The organism is Pseudoxanthomonas sp. PXM02 (genome assembly GCF_014851805.1).
GTDB lineage: Bacteria > Pseudomonadota > Gammaproteobacteria > Xanthomonadales > Xanthomonadaceae > Pseudoxanthomonas_A.
The window spans coordinates 156,425-172,934 of sequence record NZ_JACVAK010000001.1; the positions used below are offsets into that span (position 1 = coordinate 156,425).

Annotated in this window: 12 protein-coding genes; 2 read left to right on the forward strand and 10 right to left on the reverse strand. The window is 67.4% G+C overall.

The features are described 5' to 3' along the window. Positions 1–225 precede the first annotated feature (225 nt). Positions 226–1,737, reverse strand: coding sequence for a lysine--tRNA ligase (lysS, locus tag IB225_RS00665; RefSeq protein ID WP_192308760.1), 1,512 nt, complete (start codon positions 1,735–1,737; stop codon positions 226–228). Between the two features lie 102 nt (positions 1,738–1,839). After that, positions 1,840–2,965, reverse strand: a protein-coding gene (gene prfB, locus IB225_RS00670) for a peptide chain release factor 2 (RefSeq protein WP_192308762.1) whose coding sequence is annotated in 2 segments (ribosomal slippage) — positions 1,840–2,889 and positions 2,891–2,965 — 1,125 coding nt in all. Because the reading frame shifts where the segments join, the coding sequence is not laid out codon by codon here. A 130-nt stretch (positions 2,966–3,095) separates the two neighbouring features. Here prfB and IB225_RS00675 point away from each other — a divergent pair. Beyond that, entirely contained in the window at positions 3,096–5,021 is a 1,926-nt protein-coding gene (locus IB225_RS00675) for a GGDEF domain-containing protein (protein ID WP_192308770.1), read from the forward strand. 1 nt (position 5,022) lies between these two features. On the opposite strand, the gene IB225_RS00680 is transcribed toward IB225_RS00675, so the two are convergent. Further along, positions 5,023–5,904 (reverse strand): LytTR family DNA-binding domain-containing protein, encoded by an 882-nt coding sequence (locus IB225_RS00680; protein WP_192308772.1) that lies wholly within the window; start codon positions 5,902–5,904, stop codon positions 5,023–5,025. A 155-nt stretch (positions 5,905–6,059) separates the two neighbouring features. Here IB225_RS00680 and IB225_RS00685 point away from each other — a divergent pair, with 155 nt between their 5' ends. After that, positions 6,060–7,265, forward strand: a complete 1,206-nt coding sequence (locus IB225_RS00685) for an acyltransferase family protein (RefSeq protein WP_225583151.1) — start codon at positions 6,060–6,062, stop codon at positions 7,263–7,265. A 7-nt stretch (positions 7,266–7,272) separates the two neighbouring features. Here the strand turns inward: IB225_RS00685 and recJ are convergent, their stop codons facing one another. The 7 genes from recJ to dapB all read right to left on the reverse strand — a co-directional run bounded on the left by recJ (position 7,273) and on the right by dapB (position 16,479). After that, positions 7,273–9,000 (reverse strand): single-stranded-DNA-specific exonuclease RecJ, encoded by a 1,728-nt coding sequence (gene recJ / locus IB225_RS00690; protein WP_192308776.1) that lies wholly within the window; start codon positions 8,998–9,000, stop codon positions 7,273–7,275. Further along, a complete protein-coding gene (locus IB225_RS00695) occupies positions 8,997–9,950 on the reverse strand; it encodes a phosphoglycerate mutase (protein ID WP_192308778.1) in 954 nt (317 codons plus the stop codon). The genes recJ and IB225_RS00695 overlap by 4 nt, the downstream gene beginning before the upstream one ends. Before the next feature lie 7 nt (positions 9,951–9,957). Further along, on the reverse strand, positions 9,958–10,422 hold the full coding sequence (gene greA / locus IB225_RS00700; protein ID WP_192310800.1) for a transcription elongation factor GreA: 465 nt from the start codon (positions 10,420–10,422) through the stop codon (positions 9,958–9,960). Between the two features lie 8 nt (positions 10,423–10,430). Continuing rightward, positions 10,431–13,676, reverse strand: coding sequence for a carbamoyl-phosphate synthase large subunit (gene carB / locus IB225_RS00705; protein WP_192308786.1), 3,246 nt, complete (start codon positions 13,674–13,676; stop codon positions 10,431–10,433). A 117-nt stretch (positions 13,677–13,793) separates the two neighbouring features. After that, entirely contained in the window at positions 13,794–14,417 is a 624-nt protein-coding gene (locus tag IB225_RS00710; RefSeq protein ID WP_192308788.1) for a hypothetical protein, read from the reverse strand. Next, positions 14,417–15,541, reverse strand: coding sequence for a glutamine-hydrolyzing carbamoyl-phosphate synthase small subunit (gene carA / locus IB225_RS00715; RefSeq protein WP_192308796.1), 1,125 nt, complete (start codon positions 15,539–15,541; stop codon positions 14,417–14,419). The genes IB225_RS00710 and carA overlap by 1 nt, the downstream gene beginning before the upstream one ends. Positions 15,542–15,765: 224 nt before the next feature. Continuing rightward, the gene (gene dapB / locus IB225_RS00720; RefSeq protein WP_192310801.1) at positions 15,766–16,479 is read right to left on the reverse strand and encodes a 4-hydroxy-tetrahydrodipicolinate reductase; all 714 of its coding nucleotides are present in this window, start codon (positions 16,477–16,479) and stop codon (positions 15,766–15,768) included. Positions 16,480–16,510: the final 31 nt, after the last annotated feature.

Genomic DNA, 16,510 nt, shown 5'->3' on the forward strand with positions numbered 1-16,510 from the left:
TGAAACCACGCAGGAAGCGTGCCAGCCGTCGCAATGGCCTGTCAGGACTGAGCAAGTAGACCTCCGTCACGGATTGACGGCCTTCCCGCGCCTTCCGTTGCGGGCGGCTTGCCAGGAAGAGGATGCCGCACAGCAGCCTCCCCGCGCCAGTGGACCCGTCGCGTCATCCAGACGGGTGCGTATGCTGCCCCGGAGCGTCACTCCGGGGTGCTTTTCGTCCTGCCCTCAGCCCTGGCTTTCGGGACGCATGTAGGGGAACAGCAGCACGTCGCGGATCGAGTCTGACCCGGTCAGCAGCATGACCAGCCGGTCGATGCCGATGCCGAGGCCACCGGTCGGCGGCAGGCCAACCTCCAGTGCACGGATGTAGTCGGCGTCGAAATGCATGGCCTCGTCGTCACCGCCTTCCTTCGCCTGGACCTGGGCCATGAACCGTGCCGCCTGGTCTTCGGGGTCATTCAGTTCGGAGAAGCCGTTGGCGATCTCCTTGCCGTTGATGAACAACTCGAAGCGGTCCGTGTAACCCGGCTGGTCATCATTGGCGCGCGCCAGCGGCGACACCTCGACCGGGTGGTCGGTGATGAAGGTCGGCTGCACCAGCGTGTGCTCGACCGTCTTCTCGAAGATCTCCAGCAACAGCTTGCCCCAGCCATACGACGGCTTGACGTGGATCTTCAGGCGCTCGCAATGGCGCACCAGCGCATCGCGGTCGGTGCAGTCGGCGAGCGTGATCTCCGGGTTGTGGTGGCGCACGGCTTCGTCCATGCGCCAGCGACGGAAGGCGGGCTCCAGGTCGATGTCCTGGCCATCCCACGCCACCTGCCCGGTGCCGAGGACCTCATGCGCGACGTCGCGGATCACACCTTCGGTCAGGTCCATGATCTCGGTGTACGTGGCGTAGGCCTCGTACAGCTCAAGCATGGTGAATTCCGGGTTGTGGCGCGTGCTGACGCCTTCGTTGCGGAAATTGCGGTTGATCTCGTAGACGCGCTCCAGGCCGCCGACCACCAAGCGCTTCAGATACAGCTCCGGTGCGACACGCAGGTAGAGGTCCAGGTCCAGCGCATTGTGGTGGGTGGTGAACGGCTTGGCTGCGGCGCCGCCGGGGATGTAATGCATCATCGGCGTCTCGACCTCGAGGAAGCGCCGCGTATCCAGCCATTCGCGGATCGCACGGATGATGCGCGAGCGCTTGATGAAGACGGCGCGCGCTTCCGGCGTGACGATCAGGTCGACGTAACGCTGCCGATAGCGCTGCTCCACGTCCGACAGGCCGTGCCACTTGTCCGGCAGCGGACGCAGCGACTTGGTGAGCAGGCGCAATGCATCCGCCTTCACCGACAGCTCGCCGGTGCGCGTACGGGTCAAGCCACCTTCCACACCGATGATGTCACCGATGTCCCAGCCCTTGAACGCGTCATAGGTGTCGCCCAGCGTGTTCGACTGCAAGAACAGCTGGATGCGGCCGGACTCGTCCTGGATCTGCACGAAACTGGCCTTGCCCATCACGCGCTTGGCCATCAGGCGGCCCGCCAGCTTCACCTGCCGGCCACTGCCCTCCAGCGCCTCGCCCGTCCACAGGTCGGCATCCTCGTACTGCGTCTGCAGGTCGCCGGCGTAATCGCTGCGACGGAAGTCGTTCGGGAACGCGATGCCCTGCCCGCGCAGTGCGGTCAGTTTGGCGCGGCGCTCGGCGATGAGGCTGTTCTCGTCCTGCGGAGCGGTTTGATCTGTCATGAGGTCTTATCGTGTTCTTGGGCGTGGGAGCGACGTGAGTCGCGAACGAGTGCCGGAAGAGCTCGCGACTCACGTCGCTCCCACAGGCGAATCGTGGGTAGGTCAGGCGTCGATGCGTTTGGAGCCCGCTTCCAGGCCGGACTTCAGGCTGGCCTCGACGAACTCGTCCAGGTCGCCGTCCAGCACCTTCTGCGTGTCCGAACGCTCCACGCCGGTGCGCAGGTCCTTGATGCGGCTCTGGTCCAGCACGTAGTTGCGGATCTGGCTGCCCCAGCCGATGTCGGACTTGGTGGCCTCCACCGCATCGCGCTCGGCGTTGCGCTTCTGGATCTCCAGTTCGTACAGCTTGGCGGCCAGCATCTTCATCGCGTTGTCGCGGTTCTGGTGCTGGCTGCGGCCGGTCTGGCAGGCGACCACAATGCCCGTCGGCACGTGGGTGATGCGCACCGCCGATTCGGTCTTGTTGACGTGCTGGCCGCCGGCACCGGAGGAGCGATACACGTCGGTCTTCAGGTCGGCGGGATTGATGTCGATGTCGATGTTGTCGTCGACTTCTGGCGAAACGAACACCGAGGTGAAGCTGGTGTGGCGGCGGTTGTCCGAGTCGAACGGCGACTTGCGCACCAGGCGGTGCACGCCGGTCTCGGTCTTCAGCCAACCGTAGGCGAAATCGCCTTCCACCCGCAGCGTGGCCGACTTGATGCCGGCGACGTCGCCGCCGCTGGCCTCCATGAGCTCGGTCTTCCAGCCGCGCGACTCGCACCAGCGCAAGTACATGCGCAGCAGGATCTCGGCCCAGTCCTGCGCTTCGGTACCGCCGGCACCGGCCTGGATGTCGACGAAGGCGTTGGAGCTGTCCATCTTGCCGGAGAACATGCGCTGGAACTCGAGCTTGTCGACATGTCCGGCGTAGCGCTCGACATCGGCCACCACGGCGTGCGCGGTGTCCTCGTCGTTCTCCATTTCCGCCAGTTCCAGCAGTTCGCTGCCACCGGCCAGGCCTTCCTCGATGTCGCGGATGCCGTTGACCGTCTTGTCCAGCAGCGAGCGCTCGCGACCGAGCTGCTGGGCGTATTCAGGGTTGTTCCAGATGTCCGGGCTTTCCAGCTCGCGGTTTACTTCTTCCAGGCGCTCGCGCTTGGCATCGTAGTCAAAGATACCCCCGGAGCGAGGCCAGCCTGTCCTGCAGGTCGGCGATGCGCTGGCGGATGGGATTGAGCTCGATCATGGGTCGTGTCGCGGGGGGATGGAATCGGTCGGCAAGGATACCAGAGGCGCGCCGCGGGCCGCGCCGGCGCGCCTTCTCTGGAACGGGACTTGCATCGCTGCATGTGCGTCCTTCCGAGAGCCGTTCGCCGATGCCGACTCCCGTTGCCCTGCCCGCCCCGCTGCTGCCCTGGCTCCTTGGCCTGGCGCTGTTGCTGGGCCTGCCTTCTTCGCGTGCACAGGGCACGCAACCGGCCATGCAGGATCGCGCCGGCGAGGTGAAGCGCTGCCTGCAGTTGCGCCGCGATGCGCCCCCGGTGGCGGTGGCCCTGGCGGAAATGCTGTTGCGCGAGCCCGACCTGACGGTCGAGGACGAAGTGAAGATCTTCAGCTGCCTCGGCATCGCGGCCGGACTGGCGGGCGACAGGGCCCGCGCCATGGAAGCCGGCGCGCAGATGGAGCGACTGGTGAATGAACATCCCCGCCTTCCCGCGGAGTTCCGCGCCCGTGCGTATTCGCAGGCCGGCTCCATCTTCCACGGCGCCGGCCAGATCCATCGGGCCGAGGCGGCCTACCTGCACGCGCAGGACATCGCCGCACGCCTGCCGGCCGAAGAAGCCGCCCTGTTCCAGGCCACCACGCTGACCAACATCGGCCTGATCCATGCCGACTATCTGGACTCGCCAGAAGTCGCCGACGGCTACTACCGCAAGGCGCTCGCCGCGGCCGGATCGGTCGGCCTGGAAGATCCGCTGATCCTGCACAACCACGCCCTGAATCTGGTCCGGCTCGGCAGGACCGACGAGGCGATGGCGGTGATCGACGAAGGCGAAGCCCTGGCGCGTCGCAAGCAGGCGCAATCCGTCGTTGATCGCCTGCGCGCGGAGCGTGCGGGTCTCTGGATTGCCCAAGGGCGACTGGCACAGGCCCGTCCGTTGCTGGACGGCGCCATCAAAGCCCAGGAGAACAGCGCCGACAAGCCGGGACTCGCCGGTTCACTGGCGAAACTCTCGGTCCTGCAACGCCTGTCCGGCGACTACGCCGGTGCGCTGGCAACCGCACGGCGTGCCTGGTCCAACGTGGACGGCACACCGCAGCCGCAGAAGCAGCGCGAAGTGCTGCGCGCGTGGATGGCCGCGCATGCCGCCCTGGGCCAGGCGGACGACGCCATGGGCGTTGGTGCGCGCCTGCACGCCCTGGAGATGCAGACCCTGAAGGACCAGCGACTGGAACTGCTGGCCGACCTGCAGGCGCGCAGCGAGGGCGCCGCCGCGCAGCGGGAACTGGAGACCATGCGCCACCAGGCGCAGATCCGAGTACTGAACGACGAAAAGTCGACGCTGCTGCGCCGGGCAGGCATCACCGTGCTGGTCGTGCTGGTGCTGGCCGGTGTCGGCTTCGGCCTGCTGCAGCGTCGCAAGAACCGGCAGCTGCGCAAGGTCAGCGCGACCGACTCGCTGACGGGGCTGCGCAACCGGCGCGCCGCCACCGAGGCCCTGAAGGCGATGTCGGTGCAACGCCCGGACGCCGGCACGCGCCACGTGCTGTTCCTGATCGACATCGACCACTTCAAGAAGGTCAACGACGGCTTCGGTCACCACGCCGGCGACCAGGTGCTCATCGCCCTGGCACGGCGCCTGCGCGACATCGGCCGTGTCGACGACGTCATTGCTCGCTGGGGCGGTGAAGAGTTCCTGATGGCCTGCGCCAACCTCACCGAGGCGCAGGCCTGCACCGTCGCCTCGCGCCTGCACGAAGCCCTGTGCGAGGTGCACGAACTGGCACCGCACCAGCGTTGGTCGCTGACGGTATCGCTGGGCTTCGCGCCCTTCCCGTTCTTCGGCAACGTGGCCAGTGGCTGGGACTATGCCCTGCGCATGGCCGACCGCGCGCTCTATGCGGCCAAGGACCGCCGCAATGCGTGGGCCGGGCTGTGGGGCCGCTCGTTGCCGCAAACCTCGTCGCTGCAGACGCTGCTGGACGCACCGGAAGAAGCGGTCCGCAGCGGCGTGATCGAACTGGTCGCCAGCTACGCGGTCGAGCGCCTGCCGCAGGTGCCGGCGACGCGGGCGGCGTAACTCAGGTGGCGTCAGCGCCGGTGCGTTGACGCAGGTCCTGCCGATAGCGCCGGCTGCATGGCAGGGCGCTGCCATCCTTCATGTGCACACGGGCGTCGCCGGTATCCAGCGGTTCGATCGACGCCACCTGGTCCAGGCTGACGATGTAGCTGCGGTGGATGCGGGCGAAGCGGCGGGCATCCAGTCGTGCCTCGATACCCGCGATCGTGCTGCGCAACGGATAGTCGTGGCCGCGCACGCGCAGGTTGACGTAGTTGCCGGCGGCCTGCATCCACTCGATGTCGTTGGCGGCCACCAGGAATTCGCGCCCGAGCTTGCGGATGAGGAAGCGTTCCGGCTGGTCCACCGGCTCCAGCGGCGGCCCCTCGTCGGGCTCCGCGAGTAGGCTCGCTTCCCCCTGCCAGCGCCGCAGCAGGAAGCGATAGCCCTCCACCGCCACCACGATGGTGGCGAAGCTGCGTGCGTCCTTCAGGTACTCGTAAGCGAGTTCGCGGGGCCAGGGACCGAACTCGTAGGTCATGCCCTGCGTCCGGTAGGCCAGCACGCGCAAGGCGACCATGCCGACCACGTGCACCAGGCAGACCAGCAGGCTGGCGATCGCGTACTCGCCCAGTCGCGCGCGCCAGTTCTCCCAGTGCAGGGGACGTACGCGGGTGTACCAGACGATGGCGGGAATCAGCACCAGCACCCAGACGAGCGCGCTGCTGGTTTCCCAGACCATCGGTTCCCACGCCTGCACGCCCGAGTCGCCGCGCCGGAGTTCCATCAGCGTGGTCAGGCTGTTGGCGATGCAGTTGGCAGCGGTCACGGCGATCCAGAATCCCGCCTCCACCCAGCGCTTCCATGGCAGGTAGCGTTCGTAGGTCAGCGTGTCCTGGTTCATGCGCGCATTTTAGCCGCGCCCCTCCACGGCACGCACCGCGATTCGTCCCCTGCGCCCCGCGGTTCGGCACTCGCAGCCTGCGGTTCGTCCCTTCGCCGTGGTGACAGGCCCGGCCCGCGTCGATTCTGGCAGCCTCACCGAAGATGGAGAACGCCATGCAACGTCGCCACGACCTGGACTGGGTCCGGGTCTGCGCCTTCGCGCTGCTGGTCCTGTACCACGTGGGCATGTACTACGTGAGCTGGGACTGGCACGTGAAAAGCCCGGATGCCAGCGACGCGCTGGAGCCTTTCATGCTGCTCAGTTCGCCGTGGCGGTTGTCGCTGCTGTTCCTCGTGTCGGGGGCGGCGACCGCCTTCCTGCTCGGCAAGTCGACGCGCACGGCCGACGCGGCCGGGGCGCGCGCACGGTTCCTCGGCAGCCGCTCCTGGCGGCTGCTGGTGCCGCTGGTGTTCGGCATGCTGGTGATCGTGCCGCCGCAGGCCTACTACGAGGTGGTGGAACAATTGCCGGGCGGCTATCACGAGGGCTACCTGGCGTTCTATGCGCGCTACCTGGGGGCCTACGACGGCTTCTGCGACGCGGACGGCTGCCTCAGGATCCCGACCTGGAACCATCTGTGGTTCGTCGCCTACCTGTGGGTCTACACCGTCGCGCTGTGGCTGCTCTGGCGGCTGGCGCCACGCATGCTGGACGCGGCCGGCAGCCTGCTCGCCTCCTGCATGAGCGGTCTGGGCGTGCTGGTGTGGCCGTTCCTGTTCCTGGGCGTCGCCCGCGTCCTGCTGGTAGGTCGCTTCGAGCAGACGCATGCGCTGGTCGACGACTGGTACAACCACGCGCAGTACTTCGGCGTGTTCCTCTTCGGTTTCCTGGTCGCCCGCACCGACGGGGTCTGGAAGGCGATGGATCGCCTGCGCTGGCCCGCCGTGCTGCTGTGGCTGACCAGTTGGGCGGGCCTGATCGCCTACTTCGTCCGCTTCTCGAACATCGATCCGCCGGAATGGCTGCGCATGATAATGCGGATGGGCTGGGCGCTGAACCAGTGGTGCGCCATCGTCGCCGTGCTCGGCTTCACGTATCACTGGCGTCCCGGCGACAGTCGCGTGCTGCGCTATCTGGTGCCTGCGGTGTTCCCGGTCTACATCCTGCACCAGACCGTGATCGTGGTCGTGGCGCATCATCTGAAGCCGATGGCGATCCCGCCGCTGATCGAAGGCCCGCTGCTGGTCGCGATCACGTTCGCCGCCTGTTTTGCCGGCTATGAGGTGATCCGGCGCGTGCGCTGGCTGCGGCCGCTGTTCGGACTGAAGCGCACGGACGCAACGCCTGGCAATCCAGCGCTGGCGACGGAGCCACGCTGACGCAGGATCAGCCTGCCGCCTGCCAGTGGCGCAGCAACAACTGGATGCCGCGACGGTCGCGCCAGTCGTCGGTGTCCAACTGGTAGGCCGCATGGATGCGCGCCGGAGGCGGTTGGTCATGCCAGCCGTTGAAGTGGATGGCGCTCAACGGGGTCGTCTGTCCCGCAGCCCGGAGCGAGAACTTCAGGTGTTTCTCGCCCACCACGCGCCAGTCGAGCACATCGAATACGCCATCGAACAAGGGCTCGGGGAATCCCTGCCCCCAGGGGCCGGCGCTGCGCAATGCATCGGCATGCGCGCGGTCCAGTTCGCCGGCATGCAGCTCACCGTCGCTCAGTACTTCTTCCTGCAGCAGGTCGTCATCCAGCAGCAGCGTCGCCTGCCGGTGGAACGCCTCGCGGAACGCAGGAAGCGCGCTTTCGTCCAGCGACAGGCCGGCCGCCATCGCATGGCCACCGAAACGCTGCATCAGACCCGGCTGCGCCGCGTCGATCGCCGCCAGCGCATCGCGGATGTGGAAGCCCGGGATCGAACGGGCCGAGCCACGGAGCGTGGTACTGCCAGGCTCGGCGGGCGCGAAGGCGATCACCGGCCGGTGCAGGCGCTCCTTGATCTTCGAGGCCACCAGCCCGACCACGCCCGGATGCCAGTCCGGATCGAACAGGCACGGCGCCAACGGAATGGCGCCGGCCTCGACCGCATCGAAGCGCGCCAGCGCAACCTGCGCTTCGTCGACCATCTGCTGCTGCACGCCGCGACGCTCGGCGTTGATGCCGTCCAGCACGCGCGCGATCTCGTCGGCCTGCGATGCATCGTCCGTCAGCAGGCAGGCGATCCCGAGCGCCATGTCTTCGAGCCGCCCGGCCGCATTCAACCGGGGCGCGAGCGCGAAGCCGATGTCGGCCGCCGTCAGCCGCGCCGGATCGCGGCCCGATACACGCATCAATGCCTGCAGCCCCGCACTGCCCTGCCCCGCGCGCAAGCGCCGCAGGCCGGCACCGACGAGGGCACGGTTGTTGGCATCCAGTGGCACCAGATCGGCAACCGTGCCGACGGCGACCAGGTCGAGCAGCGTCGCAAGATCCGGTTCGGGAGCGGAGAGCACACCGCGGTCGCGCAGCACGCGGCGCAACGCCAGCAGCACGTAGAACACCACGCCGACGCCGGCCAGCATCTTGCTGGGAAACGGATCGCCGCGCAGGTTCGGATTGACGATGACGTCGGCCGGCGGCAACTGGTCGCCAGGCAGGTGATGGTCGGTGACGAGCACCTGCCAGCCACGCGCTTTCGCCGCCGCGATGCCGGCGTGGCAAGCGATGCCGTGATCCACCGTCACCAGCAGATCGGGCTGCAATGCCGCCAGTTCGTCCACCAGCGTGGGCGACAGGCCATAGCCGTGGACCATGCGGTTGGGCACCGCCGGCGTCACATGGTGCGCACCCAGCAGGCACAGCCCGCGCACGCCCACTGCGCAGGCGGTCGCGCCGTCGCAGTCGAAGTCGCCGACGATGACGATGTGCTTGCCCTGCGCGATCGCGTCGGCCAGCAGCGCCGCCGCGGCTTCCAGTCCACCCAGCTGATCGGGGGGCAGCAACTGCGCCAGTCGCGGCTGCGCCTGGTCGACCGACAAGGCACCGCGGGCTTCGTAGATCCGGCGCAGCAGGGGCGGCACGCTGTCCGGCCAGTCTCCCCCCGCGGCGATGGTCCGGCGGCGGATCTTCGGCGACGGCGTCATGCCGGAACGTGGTCCGGACGCACCGTATCCAACCGTTGCAGGGGGCCGCGCCACAGGCGCCACCGCTGTTCGCGGCGCAACGAGAACAGCGCGCCATCTTCGAAGTCGAGGTTCAGGGCATCGAGTTCGCGCTTGCGCAGCGCTTCCAGCAACGGCCGCAACGCCTCGCGGCACAGCAGATCCAGGTTGCGCAGATGGCGCAGGTCGATCAGCGCGTCCACCCCACCCTCACCGTTGGCGTGCACGGCCTCGACGCCTGCGCGCTGCGCGAGCGCCTGCAACAGCACATCGTTGCCTTTCACCTGGCGGAACCCGGTGCGCACGGCATCCGGCAGCACGCCGCCGCCCCAGAACCACAGGGAGTTCACCGGCGGCTTGCCCTGGACGGCACGCTGCGCGTTCCAGGGGTGGTTGTGCAGCAGCACCTGCGCCTCGCTGAGCAAGGCACGCCAGCGCCGGCCAGCATCGCCTTCCGGCAGGTGCGCGAACAGATCGTCGCCCAGCACATCGCTGGCGGGCGCGAACACGGGCAGCTTCGCGTCGGCAGGCAGGCGCAGGTACCAGCGCGCCGGATGCGGGGCGTCGAGCAGCATGCCGGCATCGCCGAACAGGGGCTTCAGTGCAGGCAACAGCTGGGCGGTGTCCTCGGCAGTGAGCGCGAGCGCTTCGCCGTAGGCCAGCATGCGCGCGCCCGTCATGTCCGGCGACACGCGCGCAGGATCCGCACGCAGCCACCGCGCGCCCGCGGCATCGCGTGCATCGTACTCCCGCGTCAGCGCCGCGACCGGCCAGTGGTCGGGCACCAGTTGGAACTGCCGCCGCAGCTGGGCCGGCTCACCGGACTCGCCTTCGGCCCGGTCGGCGCGCCCCAGTGCTTTCGCCACGTCGGGCGGCAGCACCTGCCCGACCAGGCGGGTACGCGCGGGCAGCAGCAGGGTGGCCTGGGCCATCAGTCCGTCAGTCGGCGTAAGAGACGCTGACGATTTCGTACTCGCGCTGGCCGGCTGGCGCGTCGATGGTGACGCTGTCGCCCTCGTGCTTGCCGATCAGGGCGCGCGCCAGCGGCGAGGAAATCGCGATCAGGCCCAGCTTGATGTCGGCTTCGAGATCGCCCACGACCTGGTAACGCTTCTCTTCATCCGTATCCACGTCGGCCAGCACCACCTTGGCGCCGAACACGATGCGCGAGCCCGCGTTGAGCTTGCTGACGTCGATGATCTCGGAGTGCGACAACTCGCCTTCCAGCTGCTTGATGCGGCCTTCGATGAAACCCTGTTGTTCGCGGGCGGCGTGGTACTCGGCGTTTTCCTTCAGGTCGCCGTGCGCACGCGCTTCCGCGATGGCGGTGATCACTTCGGGACGCTTGACCGTCTTCAGAAGGTCCAGTTCCTGGCGCAGGCGCTGTGCGCCCTGCATGGTCAATGGGGCTCTCACCCTTGAAGCTCCTTGTGCAGTTCCTGCAACGCCAGCACCGGGCCCGTGCCACGGTATTCCAGCGAATGCACCAGCGCCTTGGCGCCGGCGACGGTGGTTGAATAGGTGACGCGATGCTGCAACGCCTCACGCCGGATCGAGAAGGAGTCGGCGATCGCCTGGCGCCCTTCCGTCGTGTTGACGATATACACGATTTCGCCGTTCTTGATCAGATCGACCACGTGCGGACGGCCCTCGAGCACCTTGTTGATCTGGGTGCATTCGATGCCGTGCTCGCGCAGCCAGCCCGCCGTACCCGCGGTGGCGACGATGCTGTAGCCGCGACCGACCAGTTCCTGGGCGACAGGCAGCACGCGCTTCTTGTCCGGATCGCGCACCGAGATGAACACCTTGCCCACCGGCGGCGCCTTGATCCCGCCGGCTTCCTGCGCGCGCGCCATGGCGGCGCCGAAGCTGCGGCCCACGCCCATCACCTCGCCGGTGGAGCGCATCTCCGGCCCGAGGATCGGGTCCACGCCCTGGAACTTGGCGAACGGGAAGATCGCTTCCTTCACCGAGTAGTAGTCCGGCACGATTTCCTTCGTCGCGCCCTGCCCGGCCAGCGTCTTGCCGGCCATGCAGCGTGCCGCGATCTTCGCCAGCGGCATGCCGGTGGCCTTGGACACGAACGGCACGGTGCGCGAAGCACGCGGGTTCACTTCAAGCAAGTAGACGGTGTCGTCGCTGCCATCTTCGTTGGACTGGATGGCGAACTGGGTGTTCATCAGGCCGACGACCTTGAGTGCCTTGGCCAGTTCGACCACCTGACGACGCAGTTCGTCCTGCGTCTTCGCCGACAGCGAATACGGCGGCAGCGAGCACGACGAGTCGCCCGAGTGCACGCCGGCTTCTTCGATATGCTCCATCACGCCGCCGATCAGCACGTTGCCCTCGGCGTCGGCGATGATGTCCACGTCCACCTCGACGGCGTTGTCGAGGAAGCGGTCCAGCAGCACCGGCGAATCGTTCGACACCTTCACCGCGTCACGCACGTAACGGGCCAGGTCGGATTCGCCGTAGACGATCTCCATCGCGCGGCCACCCAGCACGTACGACGGACGCACGACCAGCGGATAGCCGATTTCGCGGGCCAGCAGCAGGGCTTCCTGGTCGTTGCGGGCGATGCGGTTCGGCGGCTGCTTCAGGCCGAGCTGGTCGACCAGCTGCTGGAAGCGCTCGCGGTCTTCGGCCAGGTCGATGGAATCCGGGCTGGTGCCGATGACCGGCACGCCGTTGGCTTCCAGCGCACGCGCCAGCTTCAGCGGGGTCTGGCCGCCGTACTGCACGATCACGCCCTTCGGCTGCTCCAGTTCGACGATCTCCAGCACGTCTTCCAGCGTCAGCGGCTCGAAGTACAGGCGGTCGGAGGTGTCGTAGTCGGTCGACACGGTTTCCGGGTTGCAGTTGACCATGATGGTCTCGAACCCGTCCTCGCGCAGTGCCAGCGCCGCGTGCACGCAGCAGTAGTCGAACTCGATGCCCTGGCCGATGCGGTTGGGACCGCCACCGAGGATCATGATCTTCTCGCGGTTGGTCGGCTGCGCTTCGCACTCGTCCTCGTAGGTCGAGTACAGATAGGCGGTGCTGGTGGCGAACTCGGCCGCGCAGGAGTCCACGCGCTTGTAGACCGGCTTCACGCCCAGCGCCTTGCGCAGCACGCGCACGGCGGCTTCGTCGGTGCCGGCCAACTGGGCCAGACGCGCGTCGGAGAAACCCATGCGCTTCAGGTTGCGCATGCGTGCCTTGTCCAGCGAACCCAGGCCGTCGGCCGCGAGCTGCTGCTCGGTCGCGATGATCTCTTCCATCTGGTCGAGGAACCACGGATCGATGAACGACAGCGCGTGCACCTGCTCCACCGTCATGCCGGCGCGGAACGCATCGGCCACGTAGAACAGCCGTTCCGGACCCGGCGCCTTCAGTTCACGGCGCAGCTTGGCCAGATCATCTTCGTCGGATAGGTCGAGGCCGGTGGGGTCGAGGCCGACCTTGCCGGTTTCCAGGCCGCGCAGCGCTTTCTGCAGCGACTCCTGGAAGGTGCGGCCCATCGCCATCACCTCGCCCACCGATTTCATCTGGGTGGTCAGGCGCGCATCGGCCTGCGGGAACTTCTCGAACGCGAAGCGCGGGATCTTGGTGACCACGTAATCGATCGCCGGCTCGAACGACGCTGGGGTCAGGCCGCCGGTGATCTCGTTCTTCAGTTCATCCAGCGTGTAGCCGACGGCCAGCTTGGCCGCGACCTTGGCGATCGGGAAGCCGGTGGCCTTGGAGGCCAGCGCCGACGAACGCGACACGCGCGGATTCATCTCGATGACGACCACGCGGCCGGTCTGCGCGTTGATGCCGAACTGCACGTTCGAACCACCGGTGTCGACGCCGATCTTGCGCAGCACGGCGATGGAGGCATCGCGCAGGCGCTGGTATTCCTTGTCGGTCAGGGTCTGCGCCGGTGCGACGGTGATGCTGTCGCCGGTATGCACGCCCATCGGATCGAGGTTCTCGATCGAGCAGACGATGATGCAGTTGTCCGCGGTGTCGCGAACCACTTCCATCTCGAATTCCTTCCAGCCCAGCACCGACTCTTCGACCAGCACTTCGGTGGTCGGCGACAGTTCCAGGCCGCGGGTGACGATGTCGACCAGTTCCTCGCGGTTGTAGGCGATGCCGCCACCGCTGCCACCCAGGGTGAAGCTGGGACGGATGATGGTGGGATAGCCGACGCGGGTCTGGATCTCCAGCGCTTCCTCCAGCGTGTGGGCGACGGCGGCCTTCGGGCACTCCAGCCCGATCTCGCCCATCGCCACGCGGAACAGCTCGCGGTCTTCGGCCATGCGGATGGCTTCACGCTTGGCGCCGATCAGTTCGACGTTGTACTTCTCCAGCACGCCGTTGTCGGCCAGGTCCAGCGCACAGTTAAGCGCGGTCTGTCCGCCCATCGTCGGCAGCAGGGCATCGGGCTTCTCCTTGGCGATGATCTTCTCGACCGTCTGCCAGTTGATCGGCTCGATGTACACCGCGTCCGCCATCTCCGGGTCGGTCATGATGGTGGCGGGGTTGCTGTTGACCAGCACCACCCGGTAACCCTCCTCGCGCAGCGCCTTGCACGCCTGCGCGCCGGAGTAGTCGAACTCGCAGGCCTGGCCGATGACGATCGGGCCGGCGCCGATGATGAGGATGGTTTTTAGGTCGTTGCGCTTGGGCATGGGGTTCTACTTTCCAGAAGTGGGAGCCGCCGCGGCATGCGCCGCCTGCAGGCTTTCACCGGCGCGTGCCCTCCACGGGCAACGGTGCCGGCAACACGCGATGGCGTCGGGACTGCCTTACATCAGGGCGGCAGGCGAGACGTCGCACAGCTTGAAACCATGGAACATGACCTTGATCGCGAGCATCTCGCCGGAAGCGCGGTCATCGTCCTTGTTCTCGCCCAGCGACTCGCCCAGCCCGGTCAGTGCGCGCAGATCACGATGCTTCGGATCGCGCGCCAGGGTGACCATCGCCAGCATCTGATCGGGGGTGGCATCGCGCATCAGCGCGGCGGCGTCGGCGTCGGTGCCCTTCTCCTTCGCGTCGATACCCGCCTGTACCAGGCGGGAGAACAACGGCGCGACCTCTTTCACCATGCGCGTGTCGTCGGCCAACCGCTTGCCGTTCTCACTGGCGTAGCGCGCGACTTCCTCGCGCTTGAAGCGGCGGAAGCCATCCGCCGAAAGTTCGCGGCGCAGGCAGGCCAGCTGTTCTGCCGACACGGCATCCGCCTTGCCCTGCACCGGCCACGTGGGATCCTCTTCAGCCGCCTTCTGCATGACCTCGCCGAGCGGCAGCAGGCCGACGATGGCATCGGTAAGTTCGTCGATCTGGCGATCATTCGGCTCCGCCGCGTGCGCGCCACCGGCGCACAGCGCCATTGCGACCGCCAACAGGACCGGCATGCGATGCGGGCGCATCAGCGGGCTTCCATCGAGGCGACGAAGCGGTCGAACAAGGGGGCCACGTCATGCGGGCCGGGCGACGCTTCCGGGTGACCCTGGAACGAGAACGCCGGCGCGTCGGTCAGTTCGATGCCCTGGTTGGTGCCGTCGAACAGCGAGCGGTGGATCACGCGCACGTTCGCCGGCAGCGAAGCCTCGTCCACGGCGAAGCCATGGTTCTGCGAAGTGATCATCACGCGGCCGCTGTCGATATCCTGCACCGGGTGGTTCGCACCGTGGTGGCCGTGGCCCATCTTCATGGTCTGCGCACCGGCGGCGAGCGCCAGCAACTGGTGGCCCAGGCAGATACCGAAGGTCGGGATCTTCTTCGCGATGAACTCGCGGATGGCGGTGATGGCGTAGTCGCACGGCGCCGGATCGCCCGGACCGTTGGACAGGAACACCCCGTCCGGCTGCAGCGCCAGCACGTCGGCTGCGCTGGTCTGCGCGGGCACGACGGTCACGTCGCAGCCGCGCTCGGCGAGCATGCGCAGGATGTTGTGCTTCACGCCAAAGTCGTACGCCACGACCTTGAACTTCGCCGGGGCCTGCACGAACGCGTTGCGGTCCAGGTCCAGCTGGCCATCGCGCCATGGGTACGGCTTGTCGGTGGTGACCACCTTGGCCAGGTCCATGCCTTTCAGGCCGGGGAACTTGCGGGCGGCTTCCAGCGCCTTCTCGGCGTCAACACCATCACCCGCCATCAGCGCGCCATTCTGGGCGCCGCGCTCGCGCAGGATGCGGGTCAGCTTGCGGGTATCGATGCCGGCGATGGCCACGATACCGCGCGTGGACAGCCACTCCGGCAGGGCCTGCTGGTTGCGCCAGCTACTGGGACGGCGCGGCACGTCGCGCACGATCAGGCCGGCACACCAGACCTTGGCGGCTTCGTCGTCCTGGTCGGTGCAACCGGTGTTGCCGATATGGGGATAGGTCAGGGTGACCAGTTGGCGGGCATAGGACGGGTCGGTCAGGATTTCCTGATAGCCGGTCATCGCGGTGTTGAACACCACTTCGCCGACCGAGAGGCCGTCTGCGCCTACGGATTCGCCCTCGAATACGGTGCCGTCTTCGAGTACGAGAATTGCGGGTCGTGTCACGGGGTTCGCCTTGGGGTGAAGGAACCCTGCCCCACCGACTTGCGGCTGCAAGAAACCGCAGACGCGGCGTTCATCCGGTCCGTGGCGATGGGTAACAGGCGAGGGCGAATTGTACGGAAACGGCCTGTTCAGCGCCACCGTTATTTTCCCCGCCAGACCATTGGCAGACCGCCGATGGCGAGCGTGTTCAGGTTCCGGCGTGACGCCGTCGACGCGTTACATCCTCAATCCAGCAGATCGCGAACCCGGTAACTGCCTGCCGCCCGGTCGACGAGTTTCTGCGCCACGTGCAGGGCGCCGCGCGCGAATACATCGCGATGCGTCGCCCGGTGGACCAGCTCGACGCGCTCGCCCAGGCCGGTGAACTGCACCGTGTGCTCGCCGACGATGTCCCCCGCGCGCAGGCTGGCGTAGTGCACCTGCGCGCCCGCACTGCCTGCCGCCTGACCGAGGGTGAGCGCGGTGCCGGACGGCGCATCCTTCTTGTGCACGTGGTGCGACTCCACGACATCGACATCCCATCCGGGCAATGCGGATGCCGCCCGCTCCACCAGTTCCGCCAGCACGGCGACGCCCAGGCTGAAATTCGTCGCCCACACCAGCGGGATGGAAGTCGAGGCCTGGTTCAGCGCTGTTGCCTGTTGCCCGGAGATGCCCGTGGTCCCGGACACCAGCGGTGCGCCGCGCTCGACGCACAGCGCAAGGATCGGATCGAAGCCGTCAGGCAGGCTGAAATCGATTGCGACGTCGAAAGCCGGCACGCCCGCCAGTTCGCTGGCGGCGAAGTACGGCACGCCATCGACGACGCGGGGAGACGGCGTACGGCGTGTCACGGCCGCGACGACCTGGTAACGGTCGGATTGTTCGCCGGCGAGCCGGAGCAGCGCCTGGCCCATGCGGCCCGACGCACCATGGATGAGGAGACGGATGGCGTTCATCGCCGCATGGTAGCCGTCGGCCACCGGCGGC